The organism is Desulfobacter curvatus DSM 3379, assembly GCF_000373985.1.
GTDB lineage: Bacteria > Desulfobacterota > Desulfobacteria > Desulfobacterales > Desulfobacteraceae > Desulfobacter > Desulfobacter curvatus.
In genome coordinates, this window is sequence record NZ_KB893125.1 from 1 (window position 1) to 17,144 (window position 17,144).

Here is a 17,144-nt window from a genome sequence, read left to right on the forward strand (position 1 = left end):
ATTTCCCCACTGTAAAAGCGTTGAATTTACCTATTGGCAGCGGTGCTATTGAAAGTTCAATTCGTAGGGTGGTGAATTTACGTCTGAAAGGTCCATGCACTTTTTGGTATCGGGAAAATGCAGAAAAAATGATTATGCTACGATCATACTTTAAAGCAGGGCGTTGGGATTGTTTGAAACTCATGGCAACCACGCACAATCCAATGCCGGCGGCATGACCGGGAAAATGGGAATGCGCCCTTCTTATTATATGTCCTCCTGAAGCCGGTAAACAGAACAGGGGCTTTGGTTTCAACCGGATTTAGATTAACGGGAACTGCGATTTACGGCAGCAACCTGCTCAATTACTTTGCTGCGCTACTGATTTTGACCAGTCCTGAAAATCTCAGTGTTTTCAGCCAAGACCAAATCAATGCCATGGCGTTGGTGTTTCTTAATATTCACAGGCACGGTTATGATTTGGGCCTGATTTTTTTCGGGGTGCACTGTTTATTTCTGGGGTACCTGTTATACAAATCCGTATATTTCCCGTGGATATTAGGCATCCTGATAGTATTCGCAGGAATCGGATATGTGGTCGGGAGTTTGACTCTTTTTTTGAGTCCGGAATATGGTTCTGCGATCGCTCCGATATATATAGCACCGATTATCGGAGAAATATCACTTTGTTTGTGGTTGTTGATAAAAGGGATCAAAATATAAAATAAGAGCATTCATGATGATATGAAGTTTCACCGGCGCTGATTTCAGAAGAGGCAGAACGATTTCATCAATTACCAACCGGGCGTTTAGGCTTTTGGGGTTTGGCCCTGGCCGTGGCCTGGGCCGTATGCGGATCTTGGGGCCAGTAATGTTTGGGATAGCGCCCCATAAGATCCTTTTTCACCTCCTGGTAGGTCTGGGCCCAGAAATGGCCAAGGTCGGTTGTGATCTGAACCGGCCGGGATGCAGGGGATAGCAGGTGAAGGGTCAAGGGCACCTGGCCTGCGGCGATCACGGGAGTAGCGTCCATGCCGAATACTTCCTGGATTCTGACCGCAAGTACCGGAGATTCCAAGGCCCCGTTTTTGTCCGCATACCGGATGGGGATGGTTGATCCGGACGGCACCCGGATATGGGTAGGCGCATGCCTGTCCACCAGTTTTAACTGGTCCCAGGTAAAAAGGGCTTTTATGGCTGCATCCAGATCCACGCGTTTCAGTCCGGCAGCAGACGTGACCCCTGAAAGAAAGGGGCCGAGCCAGTCTTCCAGGGTATCTGTCAGAGCTTTATCATCCACATCGGATAATCGGGCAAAATCCGGACAGGCCTTGGCAAGATTTTTTAGAAAAAGCACCCTGTGTCTGAAATTCATGTTTTTTTTCTGCCAGTCAAGCGTCTGAAGACCTGTTTGCCTGATCCCACGGATCATGGCAGATTTCACCGCCTCCGGGTCGGGTATGGGCAAAGGTGTCTGGCTGACCACAATCCGGCCAAACAGGGTTTGCCTGACCGCTTTTACCGCAGCAGTCCCAGGGTCCCAGTCCACGATGTCCTGTGGTTCCAGTGCCGTTGAAAAATCAGTTTCCAAATCTGCCCGGTCCAGGGCTGCGGCCAGAAAAATCCGCGCATTTTTTGCCTGGCCGTCCACTTCAACGGCCACAATAAAATCCCGGGCAGACAGGGTATTTTTCGTGTCAAAAAAAACACCACTGCCCTTGGCTGTTAAAAAGGACAAAGATCCTGCACTGCGTCTTACCGCAACCCGGTCCGGAAAGGCCTGGGCCAGAAGCCTGCCTGCCGCATTCACATCCATGCCCCGGCCTTGAATATTAAACAGGCCTGCAAGGCGCCGGGCTTGGGCCAGGATGGAGAATGCCCGTTCCCGGTGGGGGATATTTCTTTTATGCGTTTTCGATTGTGATAATTGGGTCAGGATCTCCAGGCGCAGAACAATATCAGGATCCCGATGGCCATCTTCAAGGGCAACGATATCCTTTTCTTCAACCAATGCACAAAGACAGCACCCTAAAAAGCCGTGGCCCATCTCGTTGGCCCGAAGAACCATATGGGCCAGCCGGGGATGGATACCCGCAGTCAGCATCTCCCGGCCATGGGCAGTGATTGCACCCTCAGTGTCCAGGGCTCCCAGGGAAATAAGCAGCTCTTTCGCCGCAGTAACAGCCCGGGGAGAAGGGATGTCCAGCCACTTGAGTTCAGACGGATCACGCACCCCCCAAAGGGAGAGTTCAAGGACCAGGTGGGCCAGATCCGCGTTGAGGATTTCCGGACGGTTGAAGGGCACAAGGCCCTGGTGCACATATTGGGGCCACAGCCGGTAACAGGTGCCCTGCGCGGTGCGTCCGGCACGGCCCCGGCGCTGGTCTGCAGACGCTTTGGACACAGGCCGGGTTTCCAGCCGGGTCATGCTCCGGCCCGGTGAAAACTCAGGCCGGTTGACTAATCCTGAATCCACCACCACCCGGACACCCTGGATGGTCAGGGATGTCTCTGCAATGGGGGTGGCCAGCACAATTTTCCTGTTTCCTGGTGCTGCCGGCTCAATGGCGGCTTTCTGGGCCTTGAAAGAGAGACCGCCGAACAAAGGGATCACTTTTATAGAGGAATCCTGTTTGACTTTCTCATTTAATTTTTCAGCAAGACGCCGGATGGCTGCAGCACCGGGCAGAAAAACAAGAATATCTCCGTCATGGCAGGCCACGGCCTTGGCCACGGTATTCAGACAGGCCGGCAGAATAGCGGCCCATCCGGTCTTGGCATTGGATGCGCCTTTTTGATTGTGCGGATCCACATATATGGTTTCCACAGGCCAGGTTTTGCCTTTCGATGAAATAACCGGGGCATTTCCCAAAAGATCGGACAACGCCTGGATGTCCATGGTGGCGGACATGACTGCAATACGCAGGTCTTCGGCAAAGCCTTCGGCCGCATCAAGGCTCAGGGCCAGGGCCAGATCTCCATGAATATGGCGTTCATGGAATTCATCAAAAATAACCAGCCCAACACCTTCCAGTCCCGGATCAGATTGCAGCCTGCGGGTGAGAATCCCCTCGGTGACAATCTCTACCTGGGTTTTGGGGCCAATGCATCGTTCCATGCGGACCTGATATCCAATACGCTGACCCGCTGTTTCTCCGAGAAGTTCAGCCATGTGGGCGGCACAGGCCCGGGCCGCCAGCCGCCGGGGTTCCAGCATGATGATTTTTTTATTTTTCAGCCAGGGTCGGTTCATTAAGGCCAGAGGCACAAGGGTGGTCTTTCCGGCACCCGGCGGGGCCGAAAGCAGGACGCGTCTTTTCTCTTCCAGGGCTTTATCCATCTGCCCCAGCACCGACACCACAGGCAGACCCGCAATGCCGGGAAGATCTTTTACCTTGGGGGGCAGCAGGGAAAGGCTGTTTTCCAAATGGCAGGTCATAGCAAGGTGCTTCTCCATATCTTAAAAAATGTTTGCCACTTGTATCTGTTTTTGTTTTCAGATACAAGAAAACATTAAGTTCCCAATTTAAGGAAATACCTATGGCCCGGACAAAAAAACAGAACATCATCCCCAAAGATCAAGCTGTTTTCTGGATGGATAAGGACGGCTCCTGGCAAAATGAACACGGGAAATTGGAACACCCCAAAATTATAAAATATTTTAATCAATCCATCCAAAAAGACGACCAGGGATATTTTTTATGCCAGACCATCAATGATGTTGAAGAAAAGGTCTATTTCCCTTATGAAGAGACGGCTGTTTTTGTGGTGGATCTTGTCAGAAAAGATGCCGGGATTGAATTGACCTTAAATACCCTTGATACCATTACCCTTAATCCTGAAGCCCTTTACATAAAAGCGGACGCCCTTTTTTTGGAAACCTACGCCCATCTGGTCAAATTCACCCAGAAAGCCCTGGCACAGATGACCGCTTTTTTAACAGATACGCCCCAGGGTCTGACATTTAAACTTGGCCGGACACAGACGGTTATTCGTGAAAAATAAATAAAATAGCTTTTGGGGGTGCCATGATGAACCTTTTCAGATTTTGCATCGTCCGAACGTACCTGACCCTCAGATATTTTTTTCACTGGGCGACACGCACAGGCAGTTTCGGTCCGGGCCAGGCAAAGCATATGACTCCCTCCCCCGGACTGTCCAAGGGACAAAGTCTTCAGGCGGCCTTGTTTCGCCACCATGTCAAGCAATACCATGAATCTTCGTGCTCCGTGGCTTCGGTGGTCTGTGTGGTCAATGTGTTAAGGGAACGGTATAGGTGCCCCGGCCCCATAGTCACCCAGCCGGCCATTTTGGAAAAAGTGAGAACCGCCCACTGGAAAGAGCGCATGGGACCGGATGGATACGAAGGGCGGCGGGGGTTGCCGCTTGCGGTGCTTACGGCTGTGGTCGAAGACAGTCTTAGGATCTATGATATTCCCTTTAAGAAAGTTGAAATGATCCAAGGCTGTTTAGGCCAGGGCCGGACCAGGGTAAGGCAGCAGATTCGTGGGCACCTTAAAAATTTTCAATTCCTGGACAATTGTTTGATCATTGCCCATTTTGACCAGGGCACATTTATAAAGGAAATGAATATCCCCCATATTTCGCCTGTGGGTGGATTTGATCCGTCAACCGGTTTGGTCACGATCCTAGACGTTGATCCTGACCAGGAATCGGCATACGATATTCCCTTCAACAGATTTTACAAAGGTATCGCCACCCGATACGCCGGGGTCTTCAGGCCTTTTGGGTATGACTGCGGCGGGATTGTGGTCATTCACCTGAATTAACGGTGGAGACCCGGTAACATAATCTTTTCAAGTCGCTCACGCAGGATTTCGAAAGCTTCATTTTTCTCCTCGCAGATATAGATGGGATCTAAAAAGCGCAGCCGGACCCTGGCAAAGGGCTTGGGGACCATGAACCGGTCCCAGGAATTAAAAAACCAGGCCCGATCGGCATCGGTGAAAAAAGGAACCAGTACGGCATTGGTTTGCAATGCCATTTTTATGATGCCCGGTTTGACCTTGCCCATGGGGCCGGTGGGACCGTCCAGGATATGAGCGCCAAAGCCATAGGTATTGAGATGGGCAATCATCTCTGCCATGGCCTCTTTGCCTCCCCTTGAAGATGACCCCCTTGGTGTGTGCCATCCGCTGCGCCGGGCCACGGCGGAGATAAGGTCGCCGTCCCGGCTTCTTGAAATCATCAACCCCGGATGATACCGGGCATATTTTTTAAAATGCCGTATGGCCGAAAAAAACTGCTGGTGCCAGGTCACCAGAATTACCGGCTGATTTCCATTGAGCATGGCCTGCCAGCTCTTTTCATTTTCAACTTTTACCCTGAAGGTCGCACTATAAAGGCGTATTAAATAATATACAAAGCAGATAAAGGGGCGTGTATAAATAATAAATTTAAGTTGTTTGATCATTTTAAGGGTTTCCTAGAAGCATAATAGCGATGACGCTATCAGACAGGGAGAAAAAAGCAAGGAGAAAGTGGATGCCCCGGCAATTCTTGGGCCGGATTGATAAATGGATTTATCATTGTTGACGGTGCAATGAATATTGGGTTTGAGTTTAAATTTTTTGTCCATTTTTTCAGGGGTTAAATTTATAAGATTCAGGCTGAAAGGCGGATTTGGCCGAATTGTTTTTTGGGATTTTATAAGAAAGTTTCCAGCAAGTGCCTGGATTATTTCTCTCTCTGTTGTGGGTCGAAGCCTGAGTGTAGATAGACCACGGACGGCCCATGGCCGTTATAAAAACGCCCCGATTGTTATGCTTTATTATGGATGGCTATGGTTGACGGTGCAACCAAATTGGCACGATGCGCCCACCATTCGGGCGGTTTTTTTCTTGACTCCTGGGTTGTTCGGATAGTATAGGCCGATATCCTATAGTGTAATTTATAGTTAAATTATAATCACTTTTAAATTGTGAGGTACCATGAAAAAATGGTCTTTGTTAATAGTTTTTTTATTTTGTCTGTCTTGGGCATCCCATGCTTTTGCTAAAACCACCCTTCGATACTCCAATTTTTTCCCGCCTACACACATCCAGAGCCAACTTACCGAAAGCTGGTGCAAGGAAGTTGAAAAAAGGACCCATGGGGAAGTCGTTATTCAATATTTTCCGGCCTCCACCCTGACCAAACCCGATCAAACTTACGACGAGGTGGTTAGCGGGGGCTTAGCCGACATCGGTATGACCGCCTTGGGATACTCCCGGGGCAGGTTTCCGGTGGCCGAGGCGATTGATCTGCCCATGGGATACACCTCCGGGGTCCAGGCCACGACCGTTGCCAATGCCATGTATGAAAAATTCAAACCTGAAGAATTCAAGGAGATCCGTCTCTTGTTTTTCCATGCCCATGGGCCGGGCTTGATCCACACCCGGGATAAGGAAGTAAACACCCTTGAAGACTTAAAAGGCCTTAAGATAAGGAGCACAGGCACCAGCGGCTTGGTTATGGGTGCCCTGGGTGCATCTCCGGTGGGCACGAGTATGCGAGAGTGCTACCAGATGCTGCAAAAAGGTGTTGTGGACGGCTCCTGCCATCCCATTGAATCCAACAAAGGCTGGAAACTGGGCGAAGTGGTTCATTATATGATCCAGAATTTTTCCACCGCTTATACCACCACCTTCGGTGTATTTATGAACAAAAATAAGTGGAACAAGCTTACTCCGGAACAGCAGAATGCCATTACGGACATAAGCCGGGAGTGGGCAGTGAAACACGGAGAAGCCTGGGACGAATCCGACAAGGATGGCATGGCGTTTTTCAAGGAAAAAGGCGGGATTGTCATCCCCCAGTCAGAAGAAGAATCCGAAAGGTGGCAAGAAGCTGTCCGGCCGGTCCTTGACAACTACATTAAAAAAGTATCTGAAAAGGGCGTGGATGGAAAGGCTGTTGTGGATTTCATAAAAGCCAACATGTAGCCGGTATTACCGACATAAAGCGCGTTCTTAGGCGCAGTAGTTAATTTTATGGAAGAATTCGCTTATTAAGCGGATTCTTCCTAATTTTTTGTTAACATAATTTTGCAATAACAGGCTGTTGTATGACATTTCCGGACCGTTTCTTAAACCTTGTTTCCAACCTGCTCAGATCTGCCGGTGCCCTTGCCCTGACACTGATGATGCTCATTACCGTGGCGGACGTGGCAGGACGTTTTTTTAAACACCCCATTTTCGGATCTGTGGAGATTGTGGGATTTCTCGCTGTTGCCGTTGCCGCTGCGGCCTTACCCCACACCTATAAAGTGGGCGGGCACGTAGGCGTGGAGATTATTACCCGTCTTTTCCCCCGCAAAATCCGCCTGCTGCTGGACCTGTTTACCCGGACCTTTACCCTGATTTTTTTTTCAGTGGTTGCCTGGCAGATGTTTGTTTATGCCAAAGATCTCCGGCAGGCCGGTGAAGTTTCCATGAACCTGGAATTTCCAGTGCATTATATTATCCTTGTCCTGGCGGTAAGCCTTGCTTTTTTTTCAGGCACCATACTTCAGCAGATTGTTGCTACCGTCAACCAGTTAAAAAGAGGCAAAACAGAATGAGCCCCATTCTTTCAGGAATTATCGGTGTTGTCGCCATGATCACGATGTTCATGACCCAGATGCCTGTGGCGTTTGTTATGGCCCTGGTGGGGTTTATTGGCGTTTCATTAATGATAAGCCCGGATGCTGCGCTTATTCTTTTATCCAGAAGTTTTTATGACACCTTTGCCTCCTATGACCTGACCACGATTCCGCTGTTCATTCTCATGGGGCAGCTTGGATTCAACTCCGGCATATCCAAGCGGCTCTATTCCGCCGGATATAAATTTTTGGGCAGCGTACGCGGGGGCCTTGCCATGGCGACGGTAAGCGCCTGTACGGCATTCGGAGCCGTATGCGGCTCAAGTCCTGCCACGGCTGCCACCATGGCAACGGTGGGACTGCCCGAAATGAAGCGGTTTAACTATGACGATGCCCTGGCCACAGGCTCTGTGGCCTCGGGCGGCGGTATCGGCATGATCATGCCCCCGTCCGTGGTGCTGATCATCTACGGCATTTTAACCGAGCAGTCCATTGGGCAGCTTTTTGTGGCCGGCATATTCCCGGCCCTTCTTGTGACCATGCTTTTTATCTGCGCTGTGTATATCACCTGTCTGATGGACAAAAACGCCGGGCCTGCCGGGGAAAAATTTTCCTGGGCAGAGCGGTTCAAAGCACTTTTGGGCCTTGGCGAAACCCTGATTATCTTTGCCCTGGTGGTGGGAGGTATCTTCTACGGGCTGTTTACTCCAACGGAAGCGGCTTCCATAGGCGCCTTTGGTGTCCTGGTCATTGCTGTAATCAAGCGTCAGCTCACCTGGAAGGGGTTCGTGAAATCCTTAATGGAAACATTGACCACCTCCTGTATGGTGTTGATGCTGATTACAGGGGCCGTTATTTTCGGCAAATTCCTGGCCGTTACCCGTATTCCATTTGAGATTGCATCCTGGGTGAGCGGGCTTAATATGGCGCCAGCCCTGGTCATTGCCGTGATCATTTTTATCTATTTTCTGGGTGGTTGTTTTATGGATGCCCTGGCCTTTGTGACCCTTACTGTTCCCATATTTTTCCCGGTGGTCATGGAGCTGGGGTATGACCCCATCTGGTTTGGTATTATCATTGTCATGGTTACGGAGATGGGGGTGATTACACCGCCTGTGGGCATCAATGTCTATGTGGTTTACGGGGTGGCCCAAAATGTGCTCTCCCATAACGTAGCCCTGGAAAAAATATTCAAGGGCATTACCCCGTTTTTGATTGCTCTGATTATCGGAGTTATCATTCTCATTGCCGTTCCCAGCATCATTTTGTTTCTTCCCCATTTGATGTATTCTTAACAAGACTCTAAAAAAAAGAGGCATTTAAACAGAAAAATGCAGGGGAGCTATTGAAAGACTTTAATACATTGCTTGAAGGATCGGCACAGGCCCATGGTCATCTGTGTTCGGGGCAAGTGATCGGGGTGCGCATGGCCATGCTCGGGTGCCGGCTCATTGGTCTGGATGAACCGTCAACATTGCCCCAGATAAAAAAAATTATTGTATATGTGGAGATGGACCGATGTGCCACGGACGCCATCTCTTATGTCACGGGCGTAAAGCTCGGCAGACGGTCCTTAAAATTTATTGACAACGGCATCATGGCTGCCACCTTTGTGAACCTTGAAACAGGAAAGGCGTTCAGAATCGTCTCCACGGAAACAGCCCGGGATCTTGCCCCCAAATTAATGCCCCACATTGAAGATCCAAGAATAGCCCAACTTGAAGCTTACAAAATCATGGATGATTCGGATTTGTTTACGGTTACCCAGGTAAAAGTCAATGTCCCTGCATCGGAGATGCCAGGCCCCACACGGTTCAAGGCCGTATGTGACCAATGCGGGATTGTGGTCAGGGATAAAAAAGAGGTTTTTAAAAATAACCGGATACTGTGCCGGCCCTGTGCCCTGGGAACCTATTATGAGCCTGTGGACACCCATGGAAACAAATAAATCAGAAGATGGGTTTAGGCTGATATTCTACAATTTAAAGTGGGCGGCTCAAGACGCATATTGAAATTAAATATGCACCCTGAGTCCTAAAATAAGATAAGACGTCGAGCAAGGTGGAGAATTAATTGATTCCCGGCTGCCCCACTATTTTGTATTAATCATTGCTTTAACAGCATCCATGGCTTTAATACGGATTTCCTCTTCAACCACCACCCTTCCTGACATGTTTTCAAGGCAGTCCAAAATGTCCTGCAACTGTGTTTTCTTCATGTCTGTGCATAGCAGTTGATCAGATGCGGGGAAAAAAGTTTTTTCCGGGTATGCCTTTGAAATGGGGTGGAGCAATCCTATTTCCGTGCCTATGATAAACTGGTCTGCCGAACTTTCACCGACAAAGCGGATCATTCCCGATGTGGACTGGATGCTGTCGGCAAGTTCAAGCACTTCCGGGGTACATTCCGGGTGGGCCACAAACAGGGCGTTGGGGTGGGCGGATTTGGCTGCTTTGACCGCTTCAACACTTAAATCGTTGTGAAAGGGACAGTATCCCTCCCACAAATGAACCTTTTTATCGGTATGGGCCGCTGCATACCGGGCCAGGTTGCGGTCCGGTGTCATGAGCACTTCATCGGCCTCTAACGAATTGACCACCTTAACCACGTTGGCGGAGGTGCAGCAGATATCCGATACCGCCTTTACGGCGGCAGATGAGTTGACATAGGTGATCACAGGGATGCCGCCAAGCTCTTTCTTGCGTTTGACCAAGGCTTCGGGGGTAACCATATCTGCCATGGGGCAGCCGGCGTCAGGATTGGGCATAAGCACGATTTTGTCCGGGCACAGGATGGCTGCCGTTTCTGCCATAAAGCGAACCCCGCAGCAGACAATGATGTCTGCATCCGTGGCTGCCGCCTTAATGCTCATTTCAAGGGAATCGCCGCACAGATCCGCAACATCCTGGATCGGGGCGGATTGGTAATTATGGGCCAGGATAATAGCCTTTTTTGCCTTGGCCAGATCCCGGATCTTCTGGTGGAGTGTAGAATTTTTAGTCGTCATTAGTCTATTTCTATCGTTTCAGTCCCCGGTGGGGGGGTAAATTCAAATATCTGTTCGTCAAATGTGCTGAACTTGATATTGGTAAATATAAATTTGGTGGTATCTCCGTAGATATTTTCTGTTTCCACGACAGGAATTTCATATCCGGGGAGATCCACAGTGATACGTATTTTTGCAAGTTCAGGCGTTTCCTTTTTAGGGGTCAGCACAAGTTGGGCAAAGTTGTCACCCGATTTGCCCGGTTCAACGGTGAACTCTTCTCTTATTTTGCGTATATCTGCCAGAAATGCGCCACCGGAGCCGGATTGGAAGAACGGGGCGGCATCGCCTATCATCACCTGGTTTTCTTCGGGACGGTAGATCCACAGTTCTTTTCCATTGGTGATGATTTCATGGTTGTCTGAACTTTCATATGCCCATTTCATTTTCCCCGGGTGGCTGAACCAGGCCCTGCCTTTGGCAATTTCCGTCACATCCAAAGCGGTCAGACGGGAGGCTTGTTCAAAATCGGCACTGAAACTTTTATTGGCGTACTTTGCTTCAATCCCGGAGACAATTTTGGCAGTTTCGTCATCAAGGGACTGGGCCGCATTGCAGGGCAATGTTGCCGGTGTCATGGCGATAAAAAGTATTATTGCCCATGGGGCAGACATTCGGGTCATATATTTCATTTTGTCGTCCATTTTACATGAAGAAAGTTTCAATAAGCTGTTAAATTGCTTTCATGTGTTGTTGTGGGGTGCGCCTGGGTGTTGATCGGCCAGGTGGTCAGCCCATGGCTGTTATTTGAGCAGCACATCCATGGATTTGCGTTTGTCTTCGGCATAAATTCTTCGCAGTTTCGGTTTTTCTATTTTACCGGTGGGGTTTCTGGGTACATCGCCGAAAAATATTTTTTTCAGTTGCTTGTACCTGGGAAGTTCACTCTGGAAATCAAGAATATCCTGTTCGCACATCATGGTATTGGGCTTAGGGCTGATGATGCCGGCAGGAATTTCCCCTAAACGCTCGTCAGGCACACCGATCACCGCAATATCCCGGATCTTTTCATGTTTGAGAAAAAAATTTTCGATTTCCACAGGGAAAATGTTTTCCCCACCATAGATGATGACATCCTTTTTGCGGTCCACAAGCCAGATAAACCCGTCCTTGTCATATCTGGCCATGTCACCTGTAAACAACCATCCGTTTTTTATGGTTTTGGCCGTGGCTTCGGGGTTTTTATAATATTCTTTCATCATCCCGGGGCCTTTGACAATCAGCTCGCCGGTTTCACCAAAGGGCAGCCGACTGCCCTGCTTGTCCACAATCTGTGCTTGCCAGCCGTATCCGGGAATGCCTATGGGGCCGATCCGGTCCGCGTTTGACACCCCTAAATGGACACACCCGGGGCCTGAGGATTCGGTCAACCCGTAATTGGTATCGTAATCCTGGCCAGGGAAATGTTTGCGCCAGTTCCGGATCAAGCTTGGGGGGACGGGCTGGGCCCCGATATGCATGAGGCGCCACTGGGAAAGGTTGTAGTCCGCGGGTTTGATCCGGCCATCGTCAATGGCAATGAGAATGTCATGGGCCCAGGGTACCAGCAGCCACACAATGGTGCATTTTTCTTCGGATACTGCCTCAATGATCCATTCCGACTTGACCCCGTTGAGCAAAACGCATTTCCCCCCCACCAGAAAAGATCCCATCCAGTGCATTTTTGCACCGGTGTGGTACAGGGGCGGGATGCACAGGAATACGTCATCATGGGTCTGGCTGTGGTGGTCATTTTCCACCTTACAAGCATGCATCAACGCCCTGTGGGTGTGCAGGACCGCCTTGGGGGTCCCGGTGGTCCCGGAGGTAAAATAGAGGGCGGCTTCGTCTTCCGGCGTTAATTCTACATCCGGCGGTGTTTGCCCGTCTGCGTCACTGATGAATTGGTGAAAAGAGCTGGCCCAGTCTGGACACTCCTTTTCCGGCCCTGTATATATCCACAATTTCACAAATTGGGATAATTTCTGTCTGATTTTTTCGATCCGCTCCACAAATTCGGGGCCGAAAATAAACGCCTTGGCTTCTGCCGTCATGGTGCATAAAAGGATTTTGTCTGATTCGAACCTGAAATTCAAGGGAGCGATCCAGGCACCGGTATATAGTACCCCGAAATAGATAGGCAGCCACGAAAGACTATTGGTCATAAGCTGAACCACTGTATCACCCTTGTTAATGCCTTTTGCCTGCAGGGCATTGGCTGTCCGGACGCTTTGCCGGTAAAAGTCGGACCAGGTAATCTGTTCGCGCCGGCCCGTGGCCGGGGTTCGTTCTATTAACGCTGCTTTTTCCGGGTAAAGTGCGTTGTTCTGCCGGAGGATGTCAGTAATGATCATGTCTTAATTAGTTTAAATAATTCTTTTAAAGTTAGCCTATCCTGTAAAATAGCATTTTCCCCTACCTCAATAGTACTTGAGCGGAAGTTGGTGTTTGGGTGAAAAGTTGCCCAGCTGCAAGGCGCATAAAAATTTGCAACCGGAGCAACCTCATGGTTGTGAGGATTGCAAATTTTTATGCAACGCCGCAGATGGGTGACTTTTCGTCCAAACACTAAATAAAAATCCTGCCGGGTCAATATAGATCACGGCAGGATTATATTCAACATCAAATTCCCGCCCTGAATCAGGACATTATAATTCAGGGCAGGTTAGTACAACGGTTCGTTACTATTTATCTTTTTTGACCTCTTCAAAATCCGCATCAACAACGTCATCATCGTCATTGGCAGGACCTGCACCGGCATCGGCACCACCGGCCTGGCTGTCTGTCTGTGCCTGCTGGTACATCACCTCGGCCAGTTTGTGGGAGGCCTGGGACAGGGTTTCAATTTTGGCCTTGATATCCTCAAGATTGTCAGAGTCCTTGGCTTGCTTCAGGGCTTGGGCAGCATCTTCAATGGATTTTCTGGTGGCTTCATCCACTTTGTCCCCATGCTCTTTCAGGGTTTTTTCGGTCTGGTCCACCAGGGCTTCGGCCTGATTTTTGGTATCCACCAGTTCACGTTTCTTTTTATCTTCGTCAGCGTGCATCTCAGCATCTTTCACCATGCGCTGGATTTCATCATCGCTTAAGCCGGACGCTGCCGTGATCTGGATGGATTGTTCCTTGCCTGTGGCCTTGTCTTTGGCAGATACGTGAACAATACCGTTGGCATCAATGTCAAAGGTCACTTCAATCTGGGGAACACCCCTGGGGGCCGGCGGAATGTCGGACAGTTCAAACTGACCTAAGGTCTTATTGTCTGCCGACATCTGGCGTTCGCCCTGGAGTACGTGAATGGATACCGCCGGCTGGTTGTCGGCGGCCGTGGAGAACACCTGGCTCTTTTTGGTGGGGATCGTGGTGTTTTTTTCGATCAGTCGGGTCATAACGCCGCCAAGGGTTTCAATACCCAGGGAAAGCGGGGTGACATCCAGCAGAAGCACGTCGTTGACATCGCCTTGGAGTACGCCGGCCTGGACTGCGGCACCCATGGCAACTACCTCGTCCGGGTTAACACCCTTATGGGGTTTTTTGCCGAAGATTTTTTCAACACGTTCCTGAACCGCAGGCATACGGGTCATGCCGCCAACCAGAACAACCTCATCTACATCACCGGGTTTTAGGTGCGCTTCTTTCAAGGCTGTTGTACAGGGAATTTCCAGTTTGTCCAAAAGGTCGGCGACAAGGGCCTCCAGTTTCGCTCTGGTCAACTTCATGTCCAGATGCTTGGGCCCGGATGCGTCCGCCGTAATAAAAGGCAGGTTGATAGTGGTTTCCGTGGAACTTGACAGCTCCATTTTTGCCTTTTCAGCCGCCTCTTTCAGCCGCTGTAAAGCCATCTTATCGCTTCGAAGGTCAATGCCCTGCTCTTTTTTAAACTCATTTGCCAGGTGGTCAATGACACGCAGGTCAAAGTCTTCACCGCCTAAATGCGTATCACCGTGGGTGGATTTTACTTCAAAGACCCCGTCACCGATTTCAAGGACAGATACGTCAAATGTGCCGCCGCCAAGGTCGAAGACAGCGATTTTTTCCTCGCCTTTTTTATCCAGGCCATAGGCCAGGGATGCAGCTGTGGGTTCATTGATAATACGTTTGACTTCCAGCCCTGCAATTTTACCGGCATCCTTGGTCGCCTGGCGCTGGCTGTCGTTAAAGTAGGCGGGGACCGTAATAACGGCTTCGGTTACGGCTTCTCCAAGGTAATCCTCGGCAGTTTTCTTGATATTGGCAAGAATAAACGAGGAAACTTCGGCAGGACTGTACTGCTTGCCCCGTATGTTGATCCGGGTATCGCCGTTTGCGGCGGCTTCTATTATATATGGTAATATGGGGATGTCATCCTGGACTTCCTTTGAGTTAAATTTTCTGCCGATGAGACGTTTTACACCAAAAATGGTATTTTCAGGGTTTGTTACAGCCTGACGCTTGGCTGCCTGGCCGACAATACGCTCCCCGCTTTCGGTGACCGCAACAATGGACGGTGTTGTTCTACCGCCTTCGGCATTGGTGATAATCTTTGCCTCTCCACCCGTTTCCATGACCGCGACACATGAGTTGGTTGTGCCAAGGTCGATTCCAATAATTTTACCCATAACAATTCCTTTCTAAATATCTTTAATCTTCCTTAGTAGTTTCTTGGGTCTGATTCTCAACTTTTTTTGAGACAACCACCATGGCCGGCCTAAGCAGTCTGTCATGAAGCAGATATCCTTTTTGCAGGACATTGGTGACAGTATTGTCCGGCACGTCATTATCTTGTGCATGGGTGACGGCTTGATGAAAATTGGGGTTAAAGGGCTGATTTTCTGCCTCGACCTGCGTTACGTTGAAAGATTCAAATAGCTTGAGGAGCTCTTTGTGTGTCAGTTTTACGCCTTCAAGCAGACTGGTTTCCTCCACTGCATCTGTGGCCGAGTTAATGGCCCGCTCAAGATTATCCACCACAGAAAGAAGCTGTCTGAAGATGGTTTCATTGGCAAATTTCTTGAACTCATCAATTTCTCTTTGCTTTCGCTTTTTGAAATTTTCAAATTCCGCTGATAATCTGAGCACTTTTTCTTTTTGCTCATTCAACTGATCTTCAACCCCTGTGGTATCATCCTTATTTTCCGGCTCGTTTCCTTCATCGGAATTTTTTTGCTCGTCTGTCTCAGGAGTATTCGGGGAATCGGTTTTTTCCTCTTTCCCGTCGGCTTTGTTTTTATTCTCTTTGAGTACCAATGTGTTTGCTCCAAAATCCCTTATATTTAAATGTTTAAAAATTAATTAAATGATAAATTATGGCTGAAAAATAAGTCTGTTTGAAAACATGTCAAGATATAAAAGGTAGGTAAAAAAAGAAAACCCGGCTGACTAAATAGGGCGGATAATTGCGTGACCGGGATCGATCCAAGACACAGAAGGGATCATTTATCGCTGCTTCCTTCCGGACCTGACGAGGTTCGTGGCCTTCTGTTACGAGGCGACCGGTCAGAATTATCCGCCCGACTTAATCAGCCGGGAAGTTTCATTATATACGTGGTTTTTGATTTAAATTCAAGGAGAAAATAAATGTAAATATTTTGCCGAGTTTAGATTTGAAGATAATTTTTGGATTTGAACAAAAATAGGTTTTAAGTTAATATATATATTTAATTCAACCCATCATTGTAAAAGGAGAGAAAAATGAGTGAAATAGTCACTAGTGCGGACCAGACTGTAGTTAAGCCCGGTGAAGATGTGGTTGCGTCCATGGCTGAGGCTTTTAAGGCGGAATTGATGTCTGCCGTCGATTCCTCCCAGGGCACCTTGATTATTGATCTTGATGGCGTGAGCATGGTGGATTCCGTTGGTATTGGCGTGATTATTGCCGCTTATAATTCCCTGAGCCAGTCCAACCGTCAATTAAAGGTCATCAATGTTGCACAGGATATTTATGGCCTGTTTTCAACCATGAGGCTGAACCGCCGTTTTACCGTGGACGCGGCTGAATAGGTTTAGGTCAGGCTTCAATTAAGCCCAAATGTTAGGATTACCAAATGCGTTTTTTTTTGATTTCTTTTCTGGTTTTTTTCATGGCGGTATTACCGTCCTGTGAAAGCCAGGACGATAATTATTCCGGCGTCGGTAAGCTCATTGCCGATAGAAATAAGATGCGCTACCATCTGGCCGACGAAACAGGAAATAATAAAGACAAAACAGGGTCATCGAATCAAAAGACCGATTCTGTGTCCAAAGATGCTTCAGGGAAGGTGATGTCTAACGAAGAATTATCAACGAACGTATTGGATGAAAAGAAAATAGTTATCGTTGAAGCCTCTTCCGGAACACCCCTTGGTCAAGGGGTGGCCTATGTAAACAAAAAAGGCGAAATTGTAAAAATTAAATTAGTCAATCAATAAGGTTGCATGGTCCGGGCGCATTCCCATTTTCCCGGTTTGAAAAAAGCCTATCTTTGAGAACAAAAAACGTGATAGTTTCTTCTCGCTGAGACGACTATAAAATTGGACTGTGCTGATGAAAAAAGCTGAAGATTGCAATACTGTTGAAGAAGTCTATGCCTGCCTGAAAGAACTG

General features: G+C 48.8%; 16 protein-coding genes, 1 other RNA gene and 1 pseudogene. 10 read left to right on the top strand and 8 right to left on the bottom strand.

Annotated elements, in window-relative coordinates; all coding sequences use genetic code 11:
* Nucleotides 1-218 (top strand): annotated as a pseudogene (locus tag B147_RS32590) (hypothetical protein); the annotation flags it as partial.
* A complete protein-coding gene (locus B147_RS33615) occupies nt 199-702 on the top strand; it encodes a DUF4386 domain-containing protein (protein ID WP_083927989.1) in 504 nt (167 codons plus the stop codon). The pseudogene B147_RS32590 and the gene B147_RS33615, both read left to right, overlap by 20 nt.
* Before the next feature lie 67 nt (nt 703-769).
* On the opposite strand, the gene hrpB is transcribed toward B147_RS33615, so the two are convergent.
* Complete coding sequence (hrpB, locus tag B147_RS0126200; protein ID WP_020590166.1) at nt 770-3,418, bottom strand: ATP-dependent helicase HrpB; 2,649 nt, start codon at nt 3,416-3,418, stop codon at nt 770-772.
* 101 nt (nt 3,419-3,519) lie between these two features.
* On the opposite strand from hrpB, the gene B147_RS0126205 reads away from it, so the two are divergent.
* Both B147_RS0126205 and B147_RS0126210 read left to right on the top strand, forming a co-directional pair.
* Nucleotides 3,520-3,984, top strand: coding sequence for an MFS transporter permease (locus tag B147_RS0126205; protein WP_020590167.1), 465 nt, complete (start codon nt 3,520-3,522; stop codon nt 3,982-3,984).
* Nucleotides 3,985-4,007: 23 nt separating this feature from the next.
* Nucleotides 4,008-4,769, top strand: coding sequence for a cysteine peptidase family C39 domain-containing protein (locus tag B147_RS0126210; RefSeq protein WP_020590168.1), 762 nt, complete (start codon nt 4,008-4,010; stop codon nt 4,767-4,769).
* Here B147_RS0126210 and B147_RS0126215 read toward each other — a convergent pair.
* Nucleotides 4,766-5,413, bottom strand: a complete 648-nt coding sequence (locus B147_RS0126215) for a lysophospholipid acyltransferase family protein (protein ID WP_020590169.1) — start codon at nt 5,411-5,413, stop codon at nt 4,766-4,768. The two genes, B147_RS0126210 and B147_RS0126215, sit on opposite strands and share 4 nt — an antisense overlap.
* A 517-nt stretch (nt 5,414-5,930) precedes the next feature.
* Here B147_RS0126215 and B147_RS0126225 point away from each other — a divergent pair.
* From B147_RS0126225 to B147_RS0126240, 4 genes are all read left to right on the top strand, one after another.
* Nucleotides 5,931-6,923 (top strand): TRAP transporter substrate-binding protein, encoded by a 993-nt coding sequence (locus tag B147_RS0126225; protein WP_020590170.1) that lies wholly within the window; start codon nt 5,931-5,933, stop codon nt 6,921-6,923.
* Between the two features lie 122 nt (nt 6,924-7,045).
* On the top strand, nt 7,046-7,540 hold the full coding sequence (locus B147_RS0126230; RefSeq protein WP_020590171.1) for a TRAP transporter small permease: 495 nt from the start codon (nt 7,046-7,048) through the stop codon (nt 7,538-7,540).
* Complete coding sequence (locus B147_RS0126235) at nt 7,537-8,856, top strand: TRAP transporter large permease (RefSeq protein WP_020590172.1); 1,320 nt, start codon at nt 7,537-7,539, stop codon at nt 8,854-8,856. The genes B147_RS0126230 and B147_RS0126235 overlap by 4 nt, the downstream gene beginning before the upstream one ends.
* 50 nt (nt 8,857-8,906) lie before the next feature.
* Complete coding sequence (locus B147_RS0126240; protein ID WP_020590173.1) at nt 8,907-9,509, top strand: FmdE family protein; 603 nt, start codon at nt 8,907-8,909, stop codon at nt 9,507-9,509.
* A gap of 144 nt (nt 9,510-9,653) precedes the next feature.
* Here B147_RS0126240 and nadA read toward each other — a convergent pair whose 3' ends face one another.
* From nadA to ffs, 6 genes are all read right to left on the bottom strand, one after another.
* Nucleotides 9,654-10,568, bottom strand: coding sequence for a quinolinate synthase NadA (nadA, locus tag B147_RS0126245; protein WP_020590174.1), 915 nt, complete (start codon nt 10,566-10,568; stop codon nt 9,654-9,656).
* Nucleotides 10,568-11,239 carry a LolA family protein gene (locus B147_RS30785; RefSeq protein ID WP_020590175.1) on the bottom strand — a complete coding sequence of 224 codons (672 nt, stop codon included), beginning with the start codon at nt 11,237-11,239 and terminating at the stop codon, nt 10,568-10,570. Before B147_RS30785 ends, nadA begins: the two co-directional genes overlap by 1 nt.
* A 111-nt stretch (nt 11,240-11,350) precedes the next feature.
* Complete coding sequence (locus B147_RS0126255) at nt 11,351-12,940, bottom strand: class I adenylate-forming enzyme family protein (protein ID WP_020590176.1); 1,590 nt, start codon at nt 12,938-12,940, stop codon at nt 11,351-11,353.
* Between the two features lie 330 nt (nt 12,941-13,270).
* The gene (gene dnaK / locus B147_RS0126260) at nt 13,271-15,181 is read right to left on the bottom strand and encodes a molecular chaperone DnaK (protein WP_020590177.1); all 1,911 of its coding nucleotides are present in this window, start codon (nt 15,179-15,181) and stop codon (nt 13,271-13,273) included.
* Nucleotides 15,182-15,203: 22 nt separating this feature from the next.
* A complete protein-coding gene (gene grpE / locus B147_RS0126265; protein WP_020590178.1) occupies nt 15,204-15,809 on the bottom strand; it encodes a nucleotide exchange factor GrpE in 606 nt (201 codons plus the stop codon).
* A gap of 152 nt (nt 15,810-15,961) precedes the next feature.
* An RNA gene (ffs, locus tag B147_RS31450) (signal recognition particle sRNA small type) lies at nt 15,962-16,060 on the bottom strand.
* Between the two features lie 193 nt (nt 16,061-16,253).
* Here ffs and B147_RS0126270 point away from each other — a divergent pair.
* Both B147_RS0126270 and B147_RS0126275 read left to right on the top strand, forming a co-directional pair.
* The gene (locus B147_RS0126270; protein ID WP_020590179.1) at nt 16,254-16,562 is read left to right on the top strand and encodes an STAS domain-containing protein; all 309 of its coding nucleotides are present in this window, start codon (nt 16,254-16,256) and stop codon (nt 16,560-16,562) included.
* Nucleotides 16,563-16,606: 44 nt separating this feature from the next.
* Nucleotides 16,607-16,969 carry a hypothetical protein gene (locus B147_RS0126275; protein ID WP_020590180.1) on the top strand — a complete coding sequence of 121 codons (363 nt, stop codon included), beginning with the start codon at nt 16,607-16,609 and terminating at the stop codon, nt 16,967-16,969.
* Nucleotides 16,970-17,144 lie beyond the last annotated feature (175 nt).